This window comes from Amycolatopsis sp. NPDC043887 (assembly GCF_056435665.1).
In genome coordinates this window covers 230,789-255,090 of the sequence record NZ_JBWKEB010000005.1, presented here as the reverse complement: position 1 = coordinate 255,090, position 24,302 = coordinate 230,789, and the positions used below count along the sequence as shown (strand labels likewise).

The window sequence follows — 24,302 nt, the reverse complement described above, 5'->3', positions numbered from 1 at the left end:
CGGGCGAGTCTTCCCCAGCGCGTACGTGTCACTGCCGCCTCCTGCATGCGTCGTCGAATGCCGCGATCAGCGTCCGCCGACCCGCGGAGAACCACTAGAACGGAGGCGCGCGTTCTTGATCGGGGTTTTGTAGGTTCCCTCTATGACGAAGGCGTCGGCACAGCCCTGGCGCAGGCTGGACGCCTCGGTGCTGACACGGCTGGAGCCGGACACCGCCGCGATCGCGTCCGCCGCGATGGACCAGGTCCGCGCCGGGCTCCGGACCCCGCTGGACGACCGGACGGCGGCGAACCTCCAGGTCACCCTCGACGTCGCCCTGCACGCCTTCTTCAGCGAGATCGGCCATCCCGACATCACGACCGACCGGGAGGTCTACCGGGCGCAGGGCCGGGCCCAGCACACCGCCGGCCGCAGCCTCGAGGAGATGCTCGGCTTCTACCAATCGGCGGCGCTGGGCGTCTGGCGGCAGCTCACCTCGGCGGCGCCCGCGGTGGATCTGCCGACCCAGGCGATCGTCGAACTCGGTGAAGCACTGTTCGCCTTCATCGCGGAACTCTCGGCGGCGGCCGCCGACGGGTACGCCGAAGCGCGATCACAGGCGGCGCGAGCCGGGCAAGCACGGCGCGACCGGCTCCTCGGCCTCCTGCTCGCCGAACCGGCCACCACCCGCGACCAGCTCGACGACGTCGCGAACCAAGCCGCATGGGTGCTGCCCGGCCGGCTCGTCATCGCCGTCACCAGCGCCGATATGGCACCGCAGCTGCTGGACCGGATGCCGGGACGGGTGCTGGTCGGCCGTCACCATGATCTGACCGCGATCGTCATGCCCGCCGACCGGCTCGAGTGGTACCTCGGCCGGTTGCGGGACCTGCTCGGCGACGACCAGGCCGGCGTCGGCCCGGCCGTACCGCTTCGCTCGGCCGCGCTCAGCGCCCGCCGGGCGAGCGCGCTGTGGCGGCTGACGCGCACCGGCGCGCTCGGCGACAGCCCGCTGGTCCACACCGTCGACCACCGCATCGATCTGCTGCTGACCGCCGATCCCGAACTCGCCGCCGAGTTCGCGAAGGACGTCCTCGCGCCGCTGGCCGGTCTGCCCGAACCGGCGAGACAACGGCTCACCACGACCCTCGCGGCGTGGCTCGCCCGGCCGGACCAGCCACAGGCGATCGGCCTCGAACTGCACGTCCACGTCCAGACCGTCCGGTACCGGATCCGGCAGTTGCGGACGCTCTTCGGCGGCACGATCGACGATCCGGCCGGGCGATTCGCGCTGGCGATCGCGCTGAGAATCGATCCGCTGGTATCGAGGGAACCTACAAACCGCTCAGAGCTGGGCGTCCATTCGCTGCGTCCCGACGACGGACAGCAGGCGTAAGGCGTTCTCCGACGGCGTTCCGGGGTCCGCGGTGTAGATCACGACCTGCTGATCGCGGTCGGAAATGTCGAGGACGTCGCAGTTCACGCTGACCGGGCCGACCACCGGATGCCGGAAGGTCTTGCACAGGGTGGGCGCGGCGCACACGTCGTGCGCTGCCCACAGCCGGGCGAATTCCTCGCTGCCGTCGAGGAGTTCCCGGATCAGCCCGGTGACCTCGGGGTCGTCGGGATAACGACCCGCGGTGGCCCGGAGGTTGCGGACCGCGCTCGCGGAGAACTCGTCCACATCGGACACACCGTAGAGCCGCCGCCCGTCCGGCCGCGGCGCGAGGAACGCGCGGCGCACGAGATTACGGTCCCGCCGCGGCAGTGCGGAGAAGTCCTCCATCAACGCGGCGGCGAGGTCGTTCCAGGCGAGCACCTCGTAGGTCGCCGACAGTACGATCGCCGCCGCCTGCGGAAGACGGTGCAACAGCGCGAGAAGGCTCGGCCGGACCTCCCGGGACGGGCCGGGCGGTGGTCCCGGCGGCGCGCCGGCGAGGTGATGCAGGTGATCGCGTTCCACGTCCGACAACCGAAGGGCCCTGGTCAGCCCGGCCAGCACCTCACGAGAGGGCCGTGGACCACGGGACTGCTCCAGCCGGGTGTAGTACTCGGTCGAGATGAACGCCAGCTGTGCCACTTCCTCACGCCGCAGCCCGGGAGTACGGCGGCGGCGCCCGGCGGGGAGGCCGACGTCCGCGGGAGTGATCCGCTCGCGCCTGGTGCGCAGGAAGTCCGCGAGTTGTCGTCTGTCCACCACTCCAGTGTGGACGATGGCGGTACGTCAGCCAGGTACCGCCGGTGCCTGGATACGCGCCGACGGCGGAGGAACTCTCGGTGCCATGACCAACACAACGACTGTTCCAGGCCTGCTCGACGGCAAGGTCGCCTTCATCACCGGCGCCGGCCGCGGTATCGGCGCCGCCGCCGCGCGGCTGTTCGCCAGGGAAGGCGCCCGCGTCGTGCTCGCCGCCCGCACCGAGTCCCAGCTGAAGGCCGTGGCCGAGGAGATCCGCGCGGATGGCGGCGTCGCGCACCACGTGGTGTGCGACCTCGGCGACCCATCGAGCATCCGCGCGGCCGTCGGCCGTGCCGTGGAACTGCACGGCAGGCTCGACGTCGCGTTCAACAACGGCGCGACGAACGTGCCACCGGGCCCGATGGACCAGGTGACCGAGGCCGATTTCGACCGCATCTACGCGGTGAACCTCAAAGGCCCGTGGCTGGCGATGGTCGCCGAGATCGAGGCGATCCGGGCCACCGCGAAGACCGGTGCCATCGTCAACAACACCAGTGTCGGCAGCCTGATGTCCAATCCGGAACTCCCGGCGTACGGGGCGATGAAACGCGGCGTCAACAGCCTCACCGCCTCGGCGGCCACCACCTACGGCCCGGAAGGGATCCGCATCAACGTCGTCGCCCCCGGCACGACGTTGACCGAGATGTTCGACGAGTGGGTCAAGAGCTCGCCGGACATCCTCGACCGGCTCAACGCGCGCACGCCACTGGGCCGGGTGGCCGAACCCGAGGAGATCGCCGAGGCCGCCGCGTGGCTGCTGAGCGACCGCGCCTCCTATGTGACCGGGACGGTCCTGCGGGTGGACGGCGGCATGCTGTCCTGACCCGGGCGGGGTGGGTGATGCGCGGGAACCGGTGTCCGCCTGTCGGCGTCTGAACGCGCACGACCCACCCTGACCAGTGGTTGCCCGAGGAGAAGCCGATGCCGTTCCTGGATCCCGAACCGCTCTACGCCAAGCTCACTTCGGGCGACGCGGCGGGTATCGCCGAGGTCGGTGCCACCATCGCCGACACCAGGGCGTCGTTGCAGACGGTCGCGGACGGGATCTCCGACGGCGCGCTGCGGGCGGCACGGTCATGGCGTGGCACGGCGGCGGCCGAGTTCGTCGGCAAGGCGAAAGCGTCCTCGCGGGCCGTCGCCGAGGTGTACGGCCGGCTCCACACCGCGGAGGCGGCCGTCGAGGGCGCCGCGAAGGCGTACACCGCCCTGCGGACGGCAGCCGACGCCGCCATCAAGCCCTGGCGCGAACTCGGCCTGAGCGACCTCCTCGAAGCGCCGGAAATCGCGATGAAGACCGTCCGGGCGCTGACCGTGGCCCAGCAGACCTACGAAAGCAGGCTCACCGCGCTGGCGGCCACGACCGACGGCGGCGGTGAGGGCTGGGACAGCGAGGGCGACGCCGACATCAGCGGCGTCAACCCAGGCGAGCCGTGGACATCCCAAGGTCTGGCCTACGACGGCGAGAACCTGCTGGTGGGCTCGTACCACGACGGCGATGGGGACGGCTCCGGCGACAGCCCGATCGGGCCAGGGCTGACGCCGAGCAGGCTGACCTACGTCGACTACGAGACCGGTGTGGAAACGGGAAACGTCTATCTCAACGGCAACGGCGACGTCGGCGCGCCCACCCATACCGGTGGCGTCGCGACGGACGGCGAGCACGTCTGGGTGTCGTCCAACGAACATGTGTACGTCTACGACAAGGCCGAACTCGACGCCGCACAGGACAGCGGCAAGCCGGTCGACGCCATCGACGTGGTTCCGACGCCCGCCCACAGCTATGTCACCTACGCCCAAGGCAAGCTCTTCGTGGGTGACTACAAGAACAACCGGCTCTACGAAATTCCCGTCGGCCCGGACGGCTCACCCCAGCCGGACGAGGCCGGAGATCCGATCGAGACACCGAACAACGTCCAGGGCGTCGTGGTACGCGACGACGAGTTCATCTTCTCCTCGTCCGATGGGCACAGCGGCAAGTTCTATCGGCAGGATCGGACGCCGGAGTGGTACGACTTCAACGATCGTGAGGAGATCGAGCTGAAGGGCGGCGAGCCCGGCAACGAAGACGGCTACGACTCGCACGGTGTCGAGGAAGCCGTCGAGATCGACGGGGAGATCGTGCTGGCGCACGAATCCGGTGCCTACGGCTACCAAAAGAACCCGGGTTCGAAGTGGGACGAGCCCGAGCTGACCAGGATCGCCTTGGAGGAGCTGGGGCTCGATCCGGACGGCGCGCTCTCCCCCGGCGACGCCGGATACGAAACCGATCCCGATTCGCTGGTCGGTGCCGCGGGCGTCCTGGACGGGGCGACGTCGACGTTGAGCACGGCGGCCGGCGCGGTGTCGCGGCTGCAACTGGTGTCGCACCTGCTCGGCGAGGTCCCCGCCGCCACCACCTTCAGCGAGGCGCTGACCAAGCACATCAGTGCCGCCGGGGATCGGCTGACGGCGGGTGTGGACACGGTCGGTGGCATCGCCGACAGCCTGGTCACGGGTGCCGACACGTACCGGCGGATCGAGGACGGGATCCGCGAGGGGCTGGAAAAGCTCGGTAAAGCTCTCCCCTGAACAGGCCGCTTTTCAGGCGGCGGGTGTGCCGATCCTGTCGTGTTCGAGCGCGGTCAGGAGTTGCCGCAGTGCCTGCTAGGCGTCGCGCGGGGTCGAGGGCCATCTGGATGAGCGCGCCGATGGCCGCGAACGTCTCGTCCGCTTCATGGACGAGTTGCGTGCCGGTGTCGGTGAGTTCCAGTAGCGAGGAGCGGCGGTCGGCGGGATCCGGAACGCGCCTGACCAAGCCGCGCCCTTCGAGGCGGTCGATTCCCTTGCTGATCGCTCCGACGCCGATGCGTCCGGGTGGTCGCGCAGATAGCGCAGGAACTCGTACTGCGACGCCGAGGTCGACGTCATCCTGGACGTCACGGCCGGCGTGCCGCACGTTCTCCAGTTCTGACATGGCCGACTCGACGAATCCGGCCAGGCCCTCGACCGCGCCGCCCTCTTTCTCACCCAGCACGTGAACGCCTGAAGCAGCGCCGCGCGTTGAGCTGATCCACTCCTGGCCGCCGATCTCGGCAATCCCTTGTCCCTTTTGACTGTTTACGCGATACGCGTATCTAGTTTCGCGTCTTACGCACGCGTAACTATGGCAGCGGCCATGCACCGTGATAATGCCCCTTATGACTGAGTATCCCTGAGGAGAGCGCGAAATACGCCGTCCGGAGACAGCAGAAGCCCGGGGTGAAGACACCAGGCGGTCCGGATTAGGCACTCAGCGGCAATCTGAGAGCGTTTTGCCTGGTCAGGCCACCGGCAGAACGACGACCTTGCCGCGGATGCCACCCGCTTCGCTTCTGCGGTGCAGGGGGGCGAGCGCGCCGAGCAGGTGCCGTTCGCTGACCTCGACGGTGATCGTGCCGCTGTCGACCAGGGCCACCAGTTCTGCGAGATGGGCGGAGTCGTTACGGGCGACGACACGTGTGGTGATCGGCGCCTCGATCTCGTTGGTGACCGAGACGACGCGACCACCGGGCCGGACGAGCGAAGCCAGCGCCGCGCTCCGCGGCTCGTCGAGACCGACGAGGTTCAGGACGACATCGACCTGACCGTCGAGCGCGTCCCCGAGCGACGTGGTGGTGTAGTCGACGATCAGGTCCGCGCCGTACCGCAGGACCGCTTGCCTGCTGCGCGGACTGGCGGTGGCGACCACCTGTGCGCCGGCGCGTTTCGCGAGTTGGACGGCGAAGCCGCCGATGCCGCCGCCCGCGCCGTTGACCAGAAGCCGTTCCCCTGGGACGAGGCGTGCGCGCTCGACCGCCTGCCACGCCGTCACCCCGGCGAGCGGCAGGGCGGCCGCGTCGGCGAGAGGGATCGCGGTGGGCGCAGCGGCCAATGCCGCGGCGTCGGCCACGGCGAACTCCGCGGCCGCGCCGTCGATCCAGCCGACGACCTTGTCGCCGACCGCGTGCGCGCGTACTCCCTCACCGAGTTCGACGATCGTGCCCGCGACATCCCAGCCCAGGGTGAGCGGCAGACTCACCGGCACCAGGTCGCGGAGCGCGCCGGAGCGCAGGGCCACCTCGGTGGGATTGAAGGAGGTGGCGGCGACCTCGATCAGCACCTCGCCCGCCGCGGGGACGGGCCGCGCGATCTCCTCGATCCGAATGACGGTCGCGTCTCCGTGCTGATGAATCCGTGCGGCTTTCATGTTCTCGACCGTAGGGACGCCCGGAGAGACGAACCATGTGTCAAACCCGCCTATTTCCTTCGCGATCGTCTCCGGACGCGTAGGGTTGCCGCCGTGGACGTGCTGAGCGACGTGCTGTCGGTGGTACGCGCCGGCCGTCCGAGGTCGGCGCTCGTGACGTGGCAAGGCTCCTGGGCGCAACAGTTTTCTCCGGTGCCCGGCGCCGTCGGCTTTCGTGTGGTGGTGCGCGGCAGTTGCGTTCTCGTCCCGGCCGATGCCGAGCCGGTGCGGCTTGTCGCGGGTGACGTCGTGCTCCTGCCGCACGGACGAGGGCACGTGCTGGCCGACAGCCCGGCCACGCCGCCGACCGCACGGCCTTGTGGTCCCGCCGCCGAGGACCATCCGCTCGCGCTCGCCGACGCGTCGGAATCCTCCACCGTCACCCTGTGCGGCGCCTACGAACTCGCACCCGAAGGTCTGCACCCCTTGCTGCAGGACCTGCCCGAGGTCATCCATCTCGATACCCGCGCCGACGGTCTTGCCGAGCTGAGGACCGTGGTGGACATGCTCGGCGCCGAATCGGTTCGGCCGCGGCTCGGCACGGACGCGGCCATTCCCGCACTCCTGGACATGCTGCTGCTCTACGCCCTGCGCGCCTGGTTCGACGGCGCCCGGACCAAGCCTGGCACCGGTTGGGCGACGGCGTTGCGGGATCCGGGCGTCGCGGCCGCGCTGCACGCCATCCACCGGAAGCCGGCGCACCCCTGGACGGTCGCGTCGCTCGCCACGCTCGCGGGTCTGTCCCGGGCTCCATTCGCCAAGAGGTTCACCGAACTGGTCGGCCGGCCACCGATGCGCTACCTGACCTGGTGGCGCATGACCACGGCGGCCCGGCTGCTGCGCGAGTCCGACGCGCCACTCAGCTCCATCGCCGATGCTGTCGGCTACCGGTCGGAATTCGCGCTCGCCGTGGCGTTCAAACGCCAGTACGAGACCCCGCCCGGCAGGTACCGGCGGTCGGCGGCCACTCCCGGTCAGCCCAGAGACGCGCTCGCGGCGCGCAGTTCTTCAAGGGCCTTGAGCAGGTAGGTGGCGAAGTCGTCCTCGGGAGCGCGGTCGCCTTCGGACCATTCGGCGTATCCCCGTTTGAAGGCGAGGACGCCGAGCTCGCTGGCGAGGGCGGCGGTCGGATCGGGCACGCCGCGGGCGACCAGGGCGGCTGTCATGGCGGCGGCGAGGCTGACGCTCTTGAGGGCGTCTCGTTCCTGAAGTTCGGCGCTCGCGGCGACCGCGGCCTTGAGCCGCAGGGCGATCTCCCGGCTCATCGGGCCCATCGCGGTCGACGCGCGGACGAGACCCGCGGTGCACGCTCTCGACGCCGCGGTCCTGTTCAGGCTCGCCCTGGAGAAGGCCGAAGCAGGCACTGCCTGGCACGCCGTCGCCGACGAGGGCAACCCGGTGCGCGACATCGCCGCGGTCATCGGAGGGCGGCTGGGACTGCCCGTCGAATCCGTGCCGGTGGAGACCTACGGGCCTCTCGGCGTCATCTTCGCGGCCGACCAGCCCTCGTCCAGCGCCCACACCCGCCAAGCGCTCGGTTGGACTCCCCAGCACCCGAGCCTGCTGAAAGACCTCGAGAACATCCAGCCCTAGACGGCCTCGAGGACGAAGAACAGGAAGCTCAAGAAGGCGGTCTTGCCCGCGAGTTCCTCGGGGAAGCGCTCGTGCGCGCCCGGTGCCGGAGGGGGCTCGCTGATGACGGCGGTCCGGAAACCTGCCGCGGTGAACGCGTCGGTCATCGCGTGCAGAGGGCGATGCCAGTACGTCAGCACGGCTTTCCGGCCGTTGAAGGTGTACTCGTCGGACCACTTGGCGGTCTTGAAGTAGTCCGAGTCGGGATGGACCAGTTTGAAGAGGAGCGGGTGGTTGACGGCCATGATCAGCCTGCCGCCGGGTTTCAGTACGCGCCGGATCTCGGCCAGCGGCGCGGTCCAGTCTTCGAGGTAATGCAGGACGAGGGCCGCGATGACGTCATCGAACGCGCCGTCGGGAAAGGGCAGCGGGGCGCCGATGTCGGCGACCTGGAGGGCCGTGTCGTCTCCGAGTCGTTTCCGGGCCAGCTCCAGCATCTTGGTGCTGGCGTCGAAGCCGGTCACGATGGCGCCCCGCTCCCGCAGCGACTCGAACAGGGGGCCTGCGCCGCAGCCGGCGTCGAGGATCCGCCTGCCGGCCACGTCCCCCGCGAGGTTCAGGATCGCGGGCCGTGTGTAGTAGGCATTGATCAGGCTGTTCTCGGACTCGGCCGCGTATGCCTCGGCGAAGCCGTCGTAGTCGTTCTCCATCGCTATGCCTTTCACCGGGCCGATCCGGGGTTCTTGCGGTGGTTGGCGTTGAACCGCGCTTTCTTCTGGCGATTCCCGCACGTGTTCATGTCGCACCATCGGCGGGTGCGGCTTTGACTGGTGTCGAAGAAGGCGGCCCGGCAGGTCGGTGACGCGCACAAGGCGAATCGTCCGTCGCGTTCACTCGCGATGATGCTGATCGCGTCGGCGGCGATCACGCTGAGGGCGTCTTCCACGCCGGAAACCCGCCATCGCCGCTCACCCTCGGGTGTCAGGACGGCCGCGGCCCGGCCCCGGGCGCTGCACTCGTTGATGACCCGGACGGCAGGCGCGGGGAGCGTGTCCTGGAGCGCGGTCGCGGTCGCGGCGGCGTGAATCGCTTCCCTCAGCTCACGGGCGAGGTCGAGCTGGGCGGTGGTGCAGGAGCCCACGTCGAGGCCGTTCACGGCCAGCCAGTCCACGAGCCGGTGCGGCGTGGGTATGCGCTCGACGGCGTCGCCACGACGCTCCGTCAGAGTCGCCGTGAAGCTGGTCGCCAGCACGCTACCGAGGCGGAAGTCGGGAAACCCAGCAGGCATGGAACCACCTTAGCCGGTTGCACACCGTCGGCCGGAACTGTTAGAACCGTCTTAGCTGGTTCCGCAATGCCAGGAGGTCTCATGACCAATGAGGTGCGAGCATTCGAAAGCCGGGCGACGGAGGCCGACCTCGAGGAGCTGCGGGCGCGATTGGCCGCGGCGCGGCTGCCCGAGGCCGAGACGGTCTGTCGCCCGGCGCCCGACCCGCGCCGATGGGACCAGGGCGTTCCTCTCGCCGACCTCGTCGAGGTCGTGGACTATTGGCGCACGGAGTACGACTGGCGGTCGTTCGAAGAGCGCCTCGACCGGATCGGCCAGTTCCGCACGACCATCGACGGCCTGGGGATCCACTTCCTGCATCGCCGATCCGCGCGTGCGGATGCCACTCCCCTGATCTTGACCCACGGCTGGCCGGGCAGCGTCGCCGAGTTCGTCGACGTGATCGAAGAGCTCGCGGATCCGAAGGACGCGGACGCGCCGGCGTTCCACGTCGTGGCCCCGTCGTTGCCGGGATTCGGGTACAGCGACAGGCCTGCCACCACCGGATGGGGCACCGAAAAGATCGCGTCCGCGTGGGTGGAGCTGATGGGAAGGCTCGGCTACGGCGAGTTCGTGGCCCACGGCGGCGACTGGGGAGGCAATATCACCACGGTGCTCGGCGGCAGGTTCCCGGCGCACGTACTCGGCATCCACACGACGTTCGCGCAGGGGCCGCCCGGGTTGTCCATGGACGGGCTGACGGCGGCCGAGCGCGAGTGGGCCGAGCAGACCCGTGATTTCTGGGGCCGTCGCGCGGCGTACGCGAAACAGCAGGCGACCCGGCCGCAGACCATCGGTTACTCCCTCGTCGACTCACCGGTCGGGCTGCTCGCCTGGATCCTCGACAAGTTCGCCGAGTGGTCGGACACCGAAGACGGTCCGTTCGAGACGATCTCCAGAGACCGCGTTCTCGACGACGTGACCCTGTACTGGCTGACACGGACCGGCGCGTCGGCGGCCCGCATCTACTACGAAAGCCACGATTCCCTGGACCCCGGACTCCGGGTCGACGTCCCGTCGGCGATCACCATGTATCCCCGCGACATCGAGAAATGCCCACGTCCTTTGGCGCAGGAGCGGTACCGGCGGATCGTTCGCTGGAGGTCTCCCGAATCCGGGGGTCACTTCCCGTCGCTGGAGGTTCCCGGATATTTCGTCAAGGACCTGAGGGAAGGTCTAGCGGCGGTACTGGCCGCAGGGGGTCGTTGAGGTTCTCGGGGAACGAAGCGCTCGCCGTCGAACACCATCTCGAGCGGCGGTCGTCGCGCGGCGGGCTGCCAGCCGGCGCGAAAGGCGTCACGAATGGCGCGGCGGACCTGCGTCTGAGTAGGCAGGAAGGCGTGGTGGTAGGGGTCGAGAACGAGAACCTGTCCGCCGGTGCCGTCTTCCTTGACGCGGATCACGCGCGTTGTCGTTTCCCAGTCGGCATCGAGGTGCCAGAGGAACGACTGGCCGTTCCGGAGCGAGACCCGGCGGGTGTCCTTCTCGGGCCAGGTCATTCCAGCGTGCTGCCGAGGAGGGCGAGCAGTCGTTCCCAGTGGCGCCGCGATCCGGCCTCGTCGAAGGCGTCGGTGTCGGCCATGGTGAAGCCGTGGACGGTGCCGGGGTAGATCTCACAGCTGTAGCCGACGCCGGCGGCGTTGAACGCCTGGCTGATCTCGGTGATCGCCTCGGGTGTCATGTCGTTCTCGGCGAGTCCGAGGTGGACTTTCGCGGTGAGGCCCGGGATCTGCCGATGCGGGCTGTCGGGCCGGTCGGTGACCAGGGCACCGGGATGGAACCCGGCGACGGCGGCGACGCGATCGTGGCGACCGGTCCGCCGCGGACCTCGCGCCGGGAGGCGAGGAAGTCGAGGTACGCGGCGGCGTCGCTCAGTGCGCGTTCGGTGGTGTGCGCTTCGATGAGCGGCATGATCTGGCCGAAGAGCGCGGGACGGTTTTCGGTGGTGATGTGCTCGGGCAGGTCGAACACGGGTGCCGGGCGGTGCCGGTGGAAGACGTTCGGGACGAGTACGTAGTAGCCGTGTCCGGCCAGTTCGCGGGCCATGTCCCACAGGACGGGGCGTGGCCCGAACGCGTCCGGGTACAGGAGGACGCCCGGATGCGTTCCGCCGTCGCCGGGGATGGCGGCGAAGGCGTCGGACTGGCCGTCCGGGGTGGGAATGCTCAGCGTTGTGGCAGGAATGGCGGTGCTCCCTCGTCTCGTCGGTGTAACCCCGAACGTAGACGATCAAGCTCAGCCCAGCCGCAGCCGATCGGCCAGTCCGGCCGCGGTGAACGCCGTCACCAGGTCGTCGCGGCCTTCGGTGAAGTGCGCCCAGCTGTCGATGTGCACGGGGACGACCGTGCGGGCACCGAGAATCCGCGTCGCCTCCGCGGCCAGCGCGCTGTCGAGGACGAGCAGGGCGCCGTCGAAGACCGGCTTCAGCCGCGGAGCCCCGGCGAAGAGCACAGCGGTGTCGACCGGGCCGAACCGGTCGGCGACCTGGCGGACGACGTCGAGCGAGGCGTTGTCGCCGCTGACGTAGACCGTCGGCAGGCCCTGGCCGGTGAGCACGAATCCGACGACGTCGCCGGTGACCTTCTCCGAGCCTTCCGGCCCGTGGAGCGCGGGCGCGGCGGTTACGGTCACGACTCCTCCGCCGGGCCGGTCGAGCTCGACCGTCTCCCAGGTCTCCAGCCCTTTCGCGGTGCCGCCCAGCCTGCCGGCGCCACTGGGCGTGGTGAGCGTCAGGGGCACGTCCGCCAGCAGCTTCCGGCCGGAGTGGTCGAGGTTGTCGGGGTGCTCGTCATGGGAGAGCAGGACGGCGTCGATGTGGCCGAGGTCTGCGGGGTTCAGCGATGCCGGCGCGGTCTTGGTGAGGCCGGGTTTCCCGTCGGGCCGCCCGTAATGGCCGGGTTCGTCGAAGGTCGGGTCGGTCAGGAATCGCAGGCCGCCGTAGTCGATCACCGCGGTCGGGCCGCCCGAGACCTGGACCGAGAGCTGTTCGCCGAGCTGGCGCATCGTTCTCCTCACGGATAAGTAATTCTGCTTCCGTGAGTACTCTAGCCAGTTCTCACGGACGAGTTCAATAACTTCCGTGAGGAACTACCATGAGAACGTGAACGACACCGCTGCCCTTCCCCCGGCCCCCGGCGCCGAGCAGTACGTCGCGCTGGCGCTCGCCAACACCACGATCGCGTTGCCCGGCGGCCAGTTCACCGATCTGCTCGGCACTCCGGCCGCCGCGACGAAGTGGCTCGCCGAACAGGGGCTCGCCCCGGTCAACGCCGGTTTACAGGAGATGTGCGCGGGACTGGTCCAGTCGTTGCGCGAGCAGGTGCGGGTGCTGCTCGCGTCGAGGTCGTGCTCGGATCCGGCTCCGAAGAGCGCCCTCAACGCCGTCAACGAAGCGCTGAGCAAGGCGCCCACCGCGGAACTCCTGCGCTGGGACCCGGCCCGCGGGCTGTACCGCACCGCGTCGCATCCGATCACCCAGATCGTCGAGCACGCGTTGGCGACGCTCGCCGCCAACGCCGCGGACTTGCTGACCGGTCCGGACGCGGAGCGGATCGCCGCCTGCGGGTCGCCGCCGTGCACGCGGTTCTTCCTGCGCAACGGGCGGCGCCAGTGGTGTTCCGTGCGTTGTGGTGACCGGGCTCGCGCCGCCCGCGCCTATGCCAGGCGCTCGCAGCCGGTCGGTCAGCGGTAGGACGCGAACTGGTCCAGCAGGGGCTTCGGGGAGTCTTCGGCGAAGCAGAGGACGAGGCTTTCGGCGGGCCGAGTTCGGCTACGTCGAGCATCGCGAGGGTTGGCGCCCTCTCCGGCGAACGGCGACATCAGGTGGGCGGCGTCCCCGAGCAGGGTGACACCGGGGACACGGTCCCAGCGGTGGCCTATGGGCAGCGCGTGGATCGGCCGCAGGATCAGCTCGCCGGTGATCAGCGCCCGCAGTCCCGTGTCCACCCGTCGAAGTGGTTCAGGACGACCTCAAGGACAACGGCAGAGAGATCGACTCTCCCTGCCACTTCCAACTTATAGCGCACCCGGGGGCTTGCGGCAAGACCCCGGTCATGCCGCAGAATCCCCCGCCGTACCGGCACGAGCTCGACAAACGGGGGAACTCTTGATCGACGTGATCATCGCGGGCGGCGGACCGACCGGCATGATGCTGGGCGCCGAACTGCGGCTGCACGGCGTCCGCGTGGTCGTCGTGGAGAAGGACCTGGAGCAGACCAAGGTCGTCCGCTCCATGGGCCTGCACGCACGCAGCATCGAGGTGATGGACCAGCGTGGCCTGCTGCAGCGATTCCTCGAGAACGGAACGAAGTACCCGGTCGGCGGCTCCTTCGCGGGCATCATCAAACCGGCGCCGCCGCTGGACAGCGCGCACGCCTACATCCTCGGCATCCCGCAGACCGTCACCGACCGGCTGCTGACCGAGCACGCCGCCGAAGCGGGCGTCGAGATCCGCCGTGGCCGCGAACTGGTCGGCCTGAGCCAGGACGAGGACGGAGTGGAGGTCGAACTGGCCGACGGCACGAAGTTGCGCGCGCGATACCTCGTCGGCTGCGACGGCGGGCGCAGCACGGTGCGCAAACTCCTCGGGATCGGCTTCCCCGGAGAACCTGCCACCGCCGAGACCCTGCTGGGCGAGATGGAATTGACCGAGGACTGGGAAACCGTGCTCGCCGTGATGACCGAAGTCCGCAAGACCCAGCTGCGCTTCGGCCTCTCTCCCATCGGCGACGGGGTCTACCGGGTCGGCGTGCCCGCCGAAGGCCTGGCCGACGACCCGCGGATCCCGCCGGCCTTCGACGAGGTCAAACGACAGCTCAAAGCCGTCGCGGGCAGCGACTTCGGCGTGCACTCACCGCGCTGGCTCTCCCGCTTCGGTGACGCCACCCGCCTGGCCGAGCGTTACCGGGACGGACGCGTGTTCCTGGCGGGCGACGCGGCGCATATCCATCCGCCGGTCGGCGGGCAGGGGCTCAACCTCGGCGTCCAGGACGCCTTCAACCTCGGCTGGAAACTGGCCGCCGCGGTCAACGGCTGGGCGCCGGAGGACCTGCTGGACACCTACCACACCGAACGGCATCCGGTGGCCGCCGCGGTGCTGGACAACACCCGTGCGCAGATGCAGCTGATGTCACTCGATCCGGGGTCCCAGGCGGTCCGGCGGCTGCTGGCGGAACTCATGGGGTTCGAGGACGTGAGCCGGTTCCTGACCGAGAAGATCACCGCGACCGCGATCCGCTACGACTTCGGCGAAGGGCACGAACTTCTCGGCCGCCGGATGCGGGACCTCGATCTCAAGCAGGGACATCTCTACGGGCTGACCCGCGGCGGCCGGGGTCTGCTGCTCGACCAGACCGGCGCGCTGTCGGTACAGGGCTGGTCGGACCGGGTCGATCACGTCGTCGACGTCAGCGAGGAACTGGACGTGCCGGCCGTCCTGCTGCGGCCGGACGGACACGTGGCGTGGGCGGGCGAAGACCAGCACGAGCTCGTCGGCGCCTTGCGCCGGTGGTTCGGAGAGGGCGAAGTCCTCTAGCGCGCCCGGGGACGGCGGCTATTGGCTGAGGACGTTCCGAATCCACTGCCACGACAGGAGTTGATGACCAATGGCCGGACGGGTGGTGCACTTCGAGATTCCATTCGAGGACGGCGAGCGCGCACGCGGCTTCTACCGGGAGGTCTTCGGCTGGAAGGCCGACACGATGCCGGGGATGGACTACACGATGGTCGCCTCGGGGCCGACCGCCGAGACCGGCATGCCCGCGGAGCCGGGGTTCATCAACGGCGGGATGCTGGCCAAGGAACTCAGCCCCGCGTCGGGACCGGTGATCGTGCTCGACGTCGACGGCATCGACGACACGCTCGCGGTCATCGAGAAACAGGGCGGCACGACCCTCGTCGGCCGGACCGCGGTCGGCGACATGGGTTTCGCCGCCTACTTCAAGGACCCGGAAGGCAACGTCATGGGGCTCTGGGAGAACGCGGGCCAAAGCTGAACCCCGCGGGCCCGTGGCCGTCGTGGTCACGGGCCCTGCGGCCCCCGGTACGGCAACGTCTGGTTGTAGACGATGTTGGTGTTCGTGCTGCCGAAGAGCGCGAGCTCGTTGACGATCTCCTCCAGCCGCCCCATCGACGGGGCCGCGATCTTCAGCGAATAGCAGTCGTCACCGGTCGTGCGGAGGCATTCGAGGATCTCGGTCCGCTCGGCCAGGAGCTTGTGCAAGGGTGCGTGCTTGCTGCCCGGGTACTTCAACCGCACCACCGCGAGCACCACGTACCCGGCCTTCTCCAGATCGACCTCGGCGCGATAGCCGGTGATCACCCCGGCCGACTCCAGCCGCTTGACCCGTTCCGTCGTCGCCGACGCGCTCAAGCTGACCCGCTTCCCCAGCTCGGTGAGTGGCAGGCGCCCGTCCTTCTGGAGCTCGACCAGGATCGCCCAGTCCGTCGCGTCGAGAGTCTCGGCCATCCGGGGAGAATACCGGCAGATCCACGGCGGAAACGGCCATACGCCGGGAAAGATCCCTTCCCGGGATTCGGGCTCCGCCGATAGCCTTGACCTGTGCGAATAGGTGTCAACGTCCCGAATTTCGGACCGGGGACCGACCCCGGGATCCTCCGCGGCTGGGCCACCACGGTCGAAGGCCTCGGCTACGACCTGCTGATGGTGTCCGACCACGTCGCCATCACCCCCGACGTCGCCGAGCAGTACCCGGCTCCATTCTACGAACCGTTCACGACGCTGTCGTGGCTCGCCGGCGTGACCGACCGGATCCGGCTGGGCACCACCGTGCTCATCGTCCCGTACCGGCATCCACTGCTCATCGCCCGTATGGCCGCGAACCTGAACCAGCTCAGCGGCGGCCGGCTCGTACTCGGCGTCGCCTCAGGCTGGGCCCGTCAGGAGTTCGAAGCCCTCGACGTCCCGTTCGAGCACCGGGGACGGCTGACCGACGGCCACCTCGACGCCGTCCGGAAGGCGTGGGCCGACGACGCCGACTACCGCGCCGGCGAAATCCCGATCTGGGTCGGCGGCAACAGCGACGCCGGGATCCGCCGCGCCGTCCGGATCGGGGACGCCTGGCACCCGCTGCGGGCCACCCTCCCCTGGCTCACCGAAGCACTCACCAGGGTCAAGACCATCGCCGACGCCCACGATCGGCCGGTCCCCGCGTTCGCCCCGCGGATCCTGCTCAACGTCACCGAACGCCCCGCCACCGGACCCGATCGCCCCGCCGGGGAAGGCACGATCGAGCAGATCGTCGACGACCTCGACCGCCTGCAGCATCTCGGCGCCGAGACGGTCGTGCTCGACCCGTTCTCCGGCGACCCCGACGAGACCCTCCGCCCGGAAGCCGCCTGGCAGGCACTGGCGACCGTGGCCGCACACTGGGAACTGGGCCGCTACCGAACCGAACAGGACCGACGATGACCGAAGAAGACGAGAAGTTCCTCCGCCGCGCCATCGAACTGGCCGCGAAATCCCGCAAGGACGGCGACCCGCCCTTCGGCTCGCTGCTCGTCGGCGCCGACGGCACGGTGCTGGCCGAGGACCACAACACCACGGTGTCGCAATCAGACATCAGCCTGCACCCGGAGCTGAAACTCGCCGTGTGGGCCGCCCGCGAACTCGAACCCACCGTCGCCGCGAAGACCACCATGTACACCAGCTGCCAGCCATGCGGGATGTGCCAGGGCGCCATCGAACGCTCCGGCCTGGGCAGGGTCGTGTTCGCCCTCTCCGGCGAACAGGTCACCGCGCTCAAGCCGCCCGTCACCGCACCGCCTGTTCGGCTGGAGGGGCCCGCGCTGTACGACGAGGCCCGCGTCCCCGTCGAGGGCTACTACACCTGAGCCCCGGTCCGTGAAGGCCTCCTTCCCTACCCTGAAAGAAGGGAAGGAGGCCTTCACGGACTTGCGGGTCGTGAAGGGGGACTTCACGGTCAGGCGCATAGGATGATCACGATGTCCGCCGAACTCGTGCCCACCGCACCGGAACCACCGGCCCGGCTTCCGGAGACCAGGCCCGAGAACCGGCGGCGGATCCTCGCCGAAGCCGTCGCACTGCTGCCCACGCTTCCTCCGGCCGACCCGCTCGACCGGTACGCGATCCGGCACATCACCACGCTCTGGCTCGAGACCGACAAGACCGATCACACCCGCCGCGCCTACTACGCCGACCTCTCCGCCTGGCTCGGCTGGTGTGCCCGCACCGGGCTCGACCCGCTCATGGCGCGCCGCGCCGACGTCGACGCCTGGAAGAACACCCTCACCGTCACCGGCAAGGACGGCCTGCCCCGGCCCGCCGCGGCCTCCACCGTCGCGCGCACCCTCGCCGGCATCTCCAGCTGGTACCGGTACCTGCAGTCCAACGACATCGCCGACCGCAACCCGGTCTCCGCCGTCAACCGGCCCAAGACCGGCAAGACCCCGCCACTGCCCGCCCTCGGCGGCGAGTCGACGGCGAAACTGCTGAACCACATGGAGAAGCGCGCCCGCGCGAACGACACGGAACCGTCCTGGCGCGACGCCGCCGTCGTCGCGATCCTGTTCTACACCGGCCTGCGCGTCTCCGGCCTCACCACCGCCACCGTGCAGGACCTCGACACCGACTCCGGGCACACGATCCTGCGCTACACCGCCAAAGGCGGCCACCGCGACTTCGTCCCGCTCGTCCCCGCCGCCCAGCACCCGCTGCGCCGCTACCTCGAACTGCGCGCCGCGCGCACCGGCGTCCGCCCCGACGAGCTGACCGGCCCGCTGCTCGCGACCATGCCCCACCGCTACGACAGCACCAAATCCGGCGGGAAACCACTGGCGCAACGGGATGTCTGGTTCCTCCTGCGGGCACAGGCCCGCGCCGCCGGACTCGCCGAAGCGAACACCATCTCCCCGCACACCGCGCGGCGCACCACGGGAACCCTGCTGCTGGCCAACGACGTCCCGGTCCAGAAAGTCCAGGACCTGCTGGGACACGCCGACATCCGAACGACCCGCGACCGCTACGACGCGCATCGCCACAAGCTGGAGACCTCTCCCGTGCACGCGCTCGCGCAACTGCTCGCCGACGCGCGACACCGTCAGAACTGAGCCTGCCCCAGCTGGGACTTCGTCGCCCCGATCACCACACCGTCGACACGCGCGAGCCAGCTCCCGCACAGGCACCGGACGTACTCAAGCCTCCCCTGGGAGACCCGCTGGGAATTCGTCGCGCTTCCAGGCAGTTCGGCCAGCGGCCACCCACACCGCGGGCACTCGTTCGCTTCCATGCCCCGATCGTGCTGTAATGAGTCAATGCACTTCAACCCTTACGGCGGTGCGGCGGCGCAGATCGCCGCCGACCTCGTCAACCTCGGCGACGCCGCCGACCCGGCGACGCTGACCACGATCTTCCGCGACCGCATGACCGTCGCCGCCGTAAAGGACCACGAATCGACCGAGATCATCGCCTGGACCAAGAGACTCCGCGACGTCTTCGAAGCCGACCCCGCCACCCGCGTCGACCTGGTCAACGCGCTGCTCCACGATTCCGCGTCCAAGCCCTACATCTCCACCCACGACGGCAAGGCACCCCACCTGCACTACGTCGACGCACACGCCGGCACCGCGTCCCGAGTCCGGGCCTACACCGCGGGCGGACTCGCACACCTCGTCTGCGACACCCCGGACCGCTTCGGCGTCTGCTCACGCGAAGGCTGCGAAACGGTCTACGTCGACGTCTCCCGCAACGGCCGCCGCCGATTCTGCTCCACCCGCTGCGCGACCAGGGTCCACGTCGCCGACCACCGGAACCGGCAAGCGGGCTGGATGTAGTCCGGCGTTGCCGGAGTACGGGCGCACGTACGCCCACTTGTCGAGCAGGGTGCGATTCAGACGCTCGACCGCGGCAGGAGCCGTCGTCTGTGAGGATACGTTCGGCGATGATGCCGTGGCCTGCCGATCATTGGCGATCCGTGCTCCGATTTTCGCCGGGACGCTCGCGTTCGTATCGGCGGATGACCCGTGCCCGGACAGGGTGATCGCGTCTCCGCCCATGCCGCCGATACAGCTAGATCGCGTACCGCCACGCCGTCAGAGCGTGCGCCGAGAACCACGCACCCAGCACCACCCACGCCACCGCGGCCGCCACCGCCGTGACCGTCCGCCGTTTCGACAATCCGATCGCGATCGGCACCAGCACCGGGAAGGCGGGCAGGATGAACCGGATCTTCGCATCCGGCAACCCCCGCGTACCGATCGCCAGCAACAGCACCCCGGCCCCGTACAGCGTCAACGGCCACGGAACCCGGATGAACGCCGCAACCAGCACCAGCACCACCGCACCCAGCAGCAACAACACCGTCAGCGTGCTGAACACCGACTCGTCCCCGGTCAACCGCGCCAGCACCGAATCCGCGGTCTCCGCACCGAAGTCGAACTCGGTGTTCCAGCCGCGCAACTCGATGTCCTGCCAACCGGTCCAACTGCCCGTCCGATACGCGACGAACCCCAGATACCCGGCGACCCCCAGCGGGGCCACCACCGCACCCGCCAACGCCCACCAACGCTTCTCGGTACGCCGGAAGACCGCGACCAACGCCGCCACCACGACCACCGCGACCAGCACCACCGCCGTCGACCTCGACAACCCGGCCGCGAAAGCGCACAGGCCCGCCAGCATCCAGCGCCGCTCCAGCACACCCACCAGCGACCACACCGCGAATGCGCAGAACACCGCTTCCGTGTAAGCCATCGAGAACACGATCGCCATCGGCGCCCCGGCCCACAACGCCACCAGCAACAACCCGGTCCGGTCACCCCGCTCCGGCGAAACCGCCCGCCCGATCCGGATCAACCCGCACGCCAGCACCAGACCGGCCAGCACCGACACCGTCAACGCCGCCGTCACCACATCCGGCCCTAGCCACATCACCGCGCCGACGAGCTTCGGATACAACGGGAAGAACGCCATCGGCGCGTCCGAATACGGCTGCCGCGCCGCGTCCAGCGTCCCCGGCAGATCCGCGTACCCGTGCACCGCCAACCGCAGATACCACTGCCCGTCCCACGCCGTGAGCCGATCGGTCAACGTGGCACCACGGCGAGCGGCCAGCAGATCGAGCAGCTGGACACTCGCCGTCCGGATCACGAGATACAACAGGATCGCCCTCGGATAAGGCGACCACGCCAGTCTGTCGAGCGCTCTCTCGAACACGCGCGCCGGACGCCCCTGCCGGGGCGCCCTCTCGGGAGCGGCGGGCTGATCAAGGTCGTCGACTTCTCGGAGCACGCTCAGAGTGTCCACAATGCGGGGCCAGCTCGCCGCTCGATCCCGAAGATTCCCAGGCTCCGCGCAGGTGGGGAAGGCCACAAACCCGGCTTGTGACCCCACCTCGATCTTGTGTTTCCCAGCCACCGCCCCCGCTCCTACGTTCGAAGTCATGAGCGAACAGAACCTCAAGGAAACCGTCGCCATCATCGCCGGCGGCGCGAAGAACCTCGGCGGGCTCCTCTCCACCACACTCGGCGAAGCCGGCGCCAAAATCGTCGTCCACTACCACGGCGACGCCTCCGCGGCCGACGCCGGCAAGACAGTCGAAGCCGTCCGCGGCGCGGGCTCCGAAGCCATCGCCGTCCAAGGCGACCTCACCGCGGTCGCCGACGTCCGCCGCCTCTTCGACACCGCCGTCGACACCTTCGGCGGCGCCGACATCGCGATCAACACCACCGGCATGGTCCTGCGCAAGCCGATCCTCGAAACGACCGAGGAGGACTACGACCGCATGTTCGCGGTCAACGCCAAAGCCGCCTACTTCTTCATCCAGGAAGCCGGACGACGCCTCTCCGACAACGGCAAGATCATCAGCCTCGGCACGTCCCTGCTGGCGGCCTTCACCGACGGCTACTCCACCTACGCCGGCGGCAAAGCCCCGCTGGAGCACTTCACCAGGGCCGCCGCCAAGGAGTTCGCCGACCGCGGCATCTCGGTCAACGTCGTCGCACCCGGCCCGATGGACACCCCGTTCTTCTACCCGCAGGAAACCCCCGAGCGGGTCGAATTCCACAAGTCCCAGGCGATGGGCGGACGACTCACGAAGATCGAGGACATCGTGCCGATCATCAGGTTCCTGGCCACCGACGGCGCCTGGTTCACCGGCCAGACGATGTTCCCCAACGGCGGCTACACCACCCGCTGACCCTTACGCTGGCCAAGACGCCGTAGACCGGACACGAAAAGGAACCCCGGGGTGGGCCTGGACCTGTACAAGCTGAACCACCTCATCGCCGTCGCCGAAGAAGGCAGCTTCACCCGCGCGGCGGCGCGGCTGCACCTGAGCCAGCAGGCGCTGTCGACGTCGGTGCGCACGCTCGAGCGGGAGGTCGGCGTCCCCCTGCTCGAGCGGAGCGCCACCGGCGTCACCGTGCTCCCCGCCGGACAGGCACTGATCGCCGACGCCCACCTCCTGCACGGCATCGCCGACTCCGCCGTCCGGCGCGCCAGGCGCATCGGCCGCAGCGAACCGGAACGCCTCCGCGTCGGCCACACCCCGGCCGTCACCGGCGACGAGGTCACCGCCCTGCTGCGCAAACACCAGACCGACCCGGACCTGATCATCGACGTCAACCAGCGCTACCCCGACGAACTCGTCGCACAACTGCTCGGCGGGCAACTGGACCTCGGCCTCGGCCGCGCGCTGACCCTCGCGCACGGCCTGGCCGGGACCACCCTGATCCGGCAGCGGCTCAACGTCGCGGTCGCCACCGGACACCGGCTCGCCGAACGCGAGTACCTCGCCTTGACCGACCTCGACGGCGAAGAGATCACCGTCTGGGGACACCCAGGCCGGTCCGGCTACACCGATCTGCTCGTCAACCTCTGCCGCGACGCGGGATTCGAACCCAACGTACGCCGCAACCCCATCCAGGGAACGCCACCGGTGACCGCCGTCCTCGACACCGAAGGCGTCGCGTTCGTGACCGCCTCACCCGGACCGGCGGCGGGCGGCGCCGTCCAGGTCAGGGAACTGCGGCCTGCCGCGCACGTCCCGCTGCAAGCCCTTTGGCCGCAGCACAGCACTTCCGACGCACGCCAAGCGTTTCTCGCGTCCGCTCAAGGCTTCTAGAGGCCGAGCCGGTCGTGGTGGTCCAGTAGCTTCGACAGCAGCTCGGTGAACCGCTTCCGCTCGTCGGCCGAAAGCGGAGCCAACAGCTCGTCCTGCCGTTCGGCCAGCTGTTTCTCCAGCCGTCGCAGTTGCCGCCTGCCCGCGGTGGTCAGCGAGATGACGTTACGCCGCCGATCGGCCGGATCCGGGGCACGCTCGACCAGCTCACGTTCGGCGAGCTCGTTGATCGCCGCGACCATCTCGCTCACGTGGATGCCGCTCCGGCGGCCCAGCATCGCCTGGCTGGCAGGCCCGAACTCGTCCAGCGTCGCCAGCACGCGGTAGTGGTAGCCACGGGAGTCGACCGCGGCGAACCCGTCGGTCACCAGGCGATGCGCGTGGTTCGCGGTCTGCGTGAGCAGCCAGCTGGGCAGCTTCCGCCAGCCGCCGCACGGCTCGTCCGAGGAGTTCTCCATGTGACGAGTCTAACGAATCGTTGGGCACCCGAACGATTCCGGTATCGTTGGGACACCAAACGTTTATCTACCCAACGAATCGAGCCAGGCGTGACGATCAAGCCCTTCCACATCGACATCCCCCAGACCGATCTCGACGACCTCGCCGACCGGCTGGCCCGCACCCGCTGGCCCAACGAGGTCGCCGACGCGGGCCTGGACTACGGATTTCCGCTCGCCCGTCTCAAGGAACTCACCGAATACTGGCGAACCGGATACGACTGGCGCGCCCACGAAACCGAACTCAACAAGCTTCCGCACTTCACCACCGAGATCGACGGTCAGAACATCCACTTCGTGCACGTCCGGTCGGCGAACCCGGACGCGCTCGCACTGGTCCTCACCCACGGCTGGCCCGGTTCGTTCCTGGAGTTCCTCGACCTGATCGAGCCGCTCTCACCCGACTTCCACCTGGTGATCCCTTCGATTCCGGGCTTCGGGTTCTCCGGCCCGACCCACGAACGAGGCTGGAGCACCGACCGGATCGCCCGGGCGTGGGCCGAGCTGATGCGCCGCCTCGGGTACGAGCGCTACGGCGCACAAGGCGGCGACTTCGGCTCGGGGATCTCGACGGCACTCGGCGCGGCGGCACCGGAGCACGTGGTCGGGGTACACGTGAACTACCTGCCGACCCGGCCGGATCCGGACGCCGGTCTCGAACTGTCCGAAGGGGACGAAGCTCGCTTGGAGAAGGTGAAGCGACTCATGGCGAATCGCCCGCCGTATCAGGCATTGCAGGCCGCCACCCCGCAGACCATCGGCTACGCGTTGACCGATTCACCGGTCGGCCAGCTCGCCTGGATCGCCGAGCGCTTCGCACAGTGGACAGACCCGCGCACGCCGGTCAGCGACGACCGGATGCTCACCGACATCTCGCTGTATTGGCTGACCGCGACCGCGGCGTCGTCCGCGCGCCTCCACCACGACGCCGGAAGGGGGAACACTCCTTGCCGCGCACCACTCGGCGTGGCGGTGCTCCCGCATGACATCACGCAGTCGGTGCAACCACTGGCCGAGCGGCTGTACGACATCAGGCACTGGTCGGAGTTCGACCGGGGCGGGCACTTCGCCGCGATGGAGGTTCCGGACCTGCTCGCCGAAGACATCCGGAAGTTCTTTCTCGGCCTCACCTCCGTGCAGTTTTTTGTGACGTGAGGCCGAGTTTTTTTATCCTGCCGTACCGTATAGACCGTTATACATTTCGAAGGTTCAGCGTGTCCCCGGGAGGTCGTCCGGCCTCCCGGCTGTCCCGGACGGCGATCGCCGCGCCACGCTCCCCCGCTGTCCAGCGTCCTGTATGGCGCGCCACTCCCCTCCCCCTGGGCGACACCTGGCAAGCACCTCCGTG

The 24,302-nt window shown here is 69.2% G+C and carries 26 protein-coding genes and 3 pseudogenes; 16 read left to right on the top strand and 13 right to left on the bottom strand.

The annotated features are described in order from the left end of the window. Positions 1 to 142: 142 nt before the first annotated feature. A complete protein-coding gene (locus AC069H_RS15705; protein ID WP_478232739.1) occupies positions 143 to 1,375 on the top strand; it encodes a PucR-like N-terminal domain-containing protein in 1,233 nt (410 codons plus the stop codon). On the opposite strand, the gene AC069H_RS15700 is transcribed toward AC069H_RS15705, so the two are convergent. Beyond that, positions 1,325 to 2,176, bottom strand: coding sequence for a helix-turn-helix transcriptional regulator (locus AC069H_RS15700; RefSeq protein ID WP_478228797.1), 852 nt, complete (start codon positions 2,174 to 2,176; stop codon positions 1,325 to 1,327). The genes AC069H_RS15705 and AC069H_RS15700 overlap by 51 nt on opposite strands. An 85-nt stretch (positions 2,177 to 2,261) precedes the next feature. On the opposite strand from AC069H_RS15700, the gene AC069H_RS15695 reads away from it, so the two are divergent. Both AC069H_RS15695 and AC069H_RS15690 read left to right on the top strand, forming a co-directional pair. Beyond that, entirely contained in the window at positions 2,262 to 3,041 is a 780-nt protein-coding gene (locus AC069H_RS15695) for an SDR family NAD(P)-dependent oxidoreductase (RefSeq protein ID WP_478232738.1), read from the top strand. Positions 3,042 to 3,139: 98 nt separating this feature from the next. Then, on the top strand, positions 3,140 to 4,786 hold the full coding sequence (locus AC069H_RS15690; RefSeq protein ID WP_478232737.1) for a WXG100 family type VII secretion target: 1,647 nt from the start codon (positions 3,140 to 3,142) through the stop codon (positions 4,784 to 4,786). Here the strand turns inward: AC069H_RS15690 and AC069H_RS15685 are convergent. Together AC069H_RS15685 and AC069H_RS15680 are read right to left on the bottom strand one after the other, a co-directional pair. Next, positions 4,707 to 5,171: a MarR family winged helix-turn-helix transcriptional regulator gene (locus tag AC069H_RS15685; RefSeq protein WP_478232931.1), complete on the bottom strand. Its 465-nt coding sequence runs from the start codon at positions 5,169 to 5,171 to the stop codon at positions 4,707 to 4,709. The genes AC069H_RS15690 and AC069H_RS15685 overlap by 80 nt on opposite strands. Before the next feature lie 345 nt (positions 5,172 to 5,516). After that, positions 5,517 to 6,422: an NADP-dependent oxidoreductase gene (locus tag AC069H_RS15680; RefSeq protein ID WP_478232736.1), complete on the bottom strand. Its 906-nt coding sequence runs from the start codon at positions 6,420 to 6,422 to the stop codon at positions 5,517 to 5,519. Between the two features lie 93 nt (positions 6,423 to 6,515). On the opposite strand from AC069H_RS15680, the gene AC069H_RS15675 reads away from it, so the two are divergent. Next, positions 6,516 to 7,490, top strand: coding sequence for an AraC family transcriptional regulator (locus AC069H_RS15675; protein ID WP_478232735.1), 975 nt, complete (start codon positions 6,516 to 6,518; stop codon positions 7,488 to 7,490). On the opposite strand, the gene AC069H_RS15670 is transcribed toward AC069H_RS15675, so the two are convergent. Beyond that, positions 7,436 to 7,726 (bottom strand): hypothetical protein, encoded by a 291-nt coding sequence (locus AC069H_RS15670; RefSeq protein WP_478232734.1) that lies wholly within the window; start codon positions 7,724 to 7,726, stop codon positions 7,436 to 7,438. The two genes, AC069H_RS15675 and AC069H_RS15670, sit on opposite strands and share 55 nt — an antisense overlap. Positions 7,727 to 7,757: 31 nt before the next feature. On the opposite strand from AC069H_RS15670, the pseudogene AC069H_RS15665 reads away from it, so the two are divergent. Continuing rightward, positions 7,758 to 8,054 (top strand): annotated as a pseudogene (locus tag AC069H_RS15665) (3-beta hydroxysteroid dehydrogenase); the annotation flags it as partial. On the opposite strand, the gene AC069H_RS15660 reads toward AC069H_RS15665, so the two are convergent. Together AC069H_RS15660 and AC069H_RS15655 are read right to left on the bottom strand one after the other, a co-directional pair. Continuing rightward, a complete protein-coding gene (locus AC069H_RS15660; RefSeq protein WP_478232733.1) occupies positions 8,051 to 8,743 on the bottom strand; it encodes a class I SAM-dependent methyltransferase in 693 nt (230 codons plus the stop codon). The pseudogene AC069H_RS15665 and the gene AC069H_RS15660 sit on opposite strands and share 4 nt — an antisense overlap. An 11-nt stretch (positions 8,744 to 8,754) precedes the next feature. Continuing rightward, entirely contained in the window at positions 8,755 to 9,321 is a 567-nt protein-coding gene (locus AC069H_RS15655; RefSeq protein ID WP_478232732.1) for a CGNR zinc finger domain-containing protein, read from the bottom strand. An 81-nt stretch (positions 9,322 to 9,402) separates the two neighbouring features. Here AC069H_RS15655 and AC069H_RS15650 point away from each other — a divergent pair, with 81 nt between their 5' ends. Beyond that, positions 9,403 to 10,569 (top strand): epoxide hydrolase family protein, encoded by a 1,167-nt coding sequence (locus AC069H_RS15650; RefSeq protein WP_478232731.1) that lies wholly within the window; start codon positions 9,403 to 9,405, stop codon positions 10,567 to 10,569. A gap of 286 nt (positions 10,570 to 10,855) precedes the next feature. On the opposite strand, the pseudogene AC069H_RS15645 reads toward AC069H_RS15650, so the two are convergent. Beyond that, positions 10,856 to 11,448: pseudogene (locus AC069H_RS15645) on the bottom strand (dienelactone hydrolase family protein). 147 nt (positions 11,449 to 11,595) lie between these two features. Next, complete coding sequence (locus AC069H_RS15640; protein WP_478232730.1) at positions 11,596 to 12,363, bottom strand: MBL fold metallo-hydrolase; 768 nt, start codon at positions 12,361 to 12,363, stop codon at positions 11,596 to 11,598. Positions 12,364 to 12,460: 97 nt separating this feature from the next. Between AC069H_RS15640 and AC069H_RS15635 the strand changes: the two genes are divergently transcribed. Continuing rightward, positions 12,461 to 13,051, top strand: a complete 591-nt coding sequence (locus AC069H_RS15635) for a CGNR zinc finger domain-containing protein (protein ID WP_478228825.1) — start codon at positions 12,461 to 12,463, stop codon at positions 13,049 to 13,051. Here the strand turns inward: AC069H_RS15635 and AC069H_RS15630 are convergent. Then, positions 13,042 to 13,305 carry a hypothetical protein gene (locus AC069H_RS15630; RefSeq protein WP_478232729.1) on the bottom strand — a complete coding sequence of 88 codons (264 nt, stop codon included), beginning with the start codon at positions 13,303 to 13,305 and terminating at the stop codon, positions 13,042 to 13,044. The two genes, AC069H_RS15635 and AC069H_RS15630, sit on opposite strands and share 10 nt — an antisense overlap. A 160-nt stretch (positions 13,306 to 13,465) precedes the next feature. Here AC069H_RS15630 and rox point away from each other — a divergent pair, with 160 nt between their 5' ends. Together rox and AC069H_RS15620 are read left to right on the top strand one after the other, a co-directional pair. Continuing rightward, entirely contained in the window at positions 13,466 to 14,893 is a 1,428-nt protein-coding gene (gene rox, locus AC069H_RS15625; RefSeq protein WP_478232728.1) for a rifampin monooxygenase, read from the top strand. Positions 14,894 to 14,963: 70 nt separating this feature from the next. Next, positions 14,964 to 15,353, top strand: coding sequence for a VOC family protein (locus AC069H_RS15620; protein ID WP_478228828.1), 390 nt, complete (start codon positions 14,964 to 14,966; stop codon positions 15,351 to 15,353). Between the two features lie 26 nt (positions 15,354 to 15,379). Here AC069H_RS15620 and AC069H_RS15615 read toward each other — a convergent pair whose 3' ends face one another. Next, the gene (locus AC069H_RS15615) at positions 15,380 to 15,826 is read right to left on the bottom strand and encodes an Lrp/AsnC family transcriptional regulator (protein WP_007034427.1); all 447 of its coding nucleotides are present in this window, start codon (positions 15,824 to 15,826) and stop codon (positions 15,380 to 15,382) included. Between the two features lie 93 nt (positions 15,827 to 15,919). On the opposite strand from AC069H_RS15615, the gene AC069H_RS15610 reads away from it, so the two are divergent. The 4 genes from AC069H_RS15610 (at position 15,920) to AC069H_RS15595 (ending at position 19,170) form a co-directional block, all read left to right on the top strand. Then, complete coding sequence (locus AC069H_RS15610; protein ID WP_478232727.1) at positions 15,920 to 16,789, top strand: TIGR03619 family F420-dependent LLM class oxidoreductase; 870 nt, start codon at positions 15,920 to 15,922, stop codon at positions 16,787 to 16,789. Continuing rightward, entirely contained in the window at positions 16,786 to 17,211 is a 426-nt protein-coding gene (locus AC069H_RS15605) for a nucleoside deaminase (protein ID WP_478228830.1), read from the top strand. Before AC069H_RS15610 ends, AC069H_RS15605 begins: the two co-directional genes overlap by 4 nt. Positions 17,212 to 17,322: 111 nt before the next feature. Next, positions 17,323 to 18,447, top strand: coding sequence for a tyrosine-type recombinase/integrase (locus AC069H_RS15600; protein WP_478232726.1), 1,125 nt, complete (start codon positions 17,323 to 17,325; stop codon positions 18,445 to 18,447). A 204-nt stretch (positions 18,448 to 18,651) separates the two neighbouring features. After that, the gene (locus tag AC069H_RS15595) at positions 18,652 to 19,170 is read left to right on the top strand and encodes a CGNR zinc finger domain-containing protein (RefSeq protein ID WP_478228833.1); all 519 of its coding nucleotides are present in this window, start codon (positions 18,652 to 18,654) and stop codon (positions 19,168 to 19,170) included. A 3-nt stretch (positions 19,171 to 19,173) separates the two neighbouring features. Here the strand turns inward: AC069H_RS15595 and AC069H_RS15590 are convergent. Then, positions 19,174 to 19,280: pseudogene (locus AC069H_RS15590) on the bottom strand (IS481 family transposase); the annotation flags it as partial. Between the two features lie 125 nt (positions 19,281 to 19,405). After that, on the bottom strand, positions 19,406 to 20,626 hold the full coding sequence (locus tag AC069H_RS15585; protein WP_478232725.1) for a hypothetical protein: 1,221 nt from the start codon (positions 20,624 to 20,626) through the stop codon (positions 19,406 to 19,408). 151 nt (positions 20,627 to 20,777) lie between these two features. On the opposite strand from AC069H_RS15585, the gene AC069H_RS15580 reads away from it, so the two are divergent. Together AC069H_RS15580 and AC069H_RS15575 are read left to right on the top strand one after the other, a co-directional pair. Continuing rightward, the gene (locus AC069H_RS15580; protein WP_478232724.1) at positions 20,778 to 21,533 is read left to right on the top strand and encodes an SDR family oxidoreductase; all 756 of its coding nucleotides are present in this window, start codon (positions 20,778 to 20,780) and stop codon (positions 21,531 to 21,533) included. A gap of 51 nt (positions 21,534 to 21,584) precedes the next feature. Then, complete coding sequence (locus tag AC069H_RS15575; RefSeq protein ID WP_478232723.1) at positions 21,585 to 22,460, top strand: LysR substrate-binding domain-containing protein; 876 nt, start codon at positions 21,585 to 21,587, stop codon at positions 22,458 to 22,460. Here AC069H_RS15575 and AC069H_RS15570 read toward each other — a convergent pair. Continuing rightward, positions 22,457 to 22,915: a MarR family winged helix-turn-helix transcriptional regulator gene (locus AC069H_RS15570; protein ID WP_478228837.1), complete on the bottom strand. Its 459-nt coding sequence runs from the start codon at positions 22,913 to 22,915 to the stop codon at positions 22,457 to 22,459. The genes AC069H_RS15575 and AC069H_RS15570 overlap by 4 nt on opposite strands. Before the next feature lie 90 nt (positions 22,916 to 23,005). On the opposite strand from AC069H_RS15570, the gene AC069H_RS15565 reads away from it, so the two are divergent. Then, positions 23,006 to 24,109 (top strand): epoxide hydrolase family protein, encoded by a 1,104-nt coding sequence (locus AC069H_RS15565; RefSeq protein ID WP_478232722.1) that lies wholly within the window; start codon positions 23,006 to 23,008, stop codon positions 24,107 to 24,109. The last annotated feature ends 193 nt before the right edge of the window (positions 24,110 to 24,302 follow it).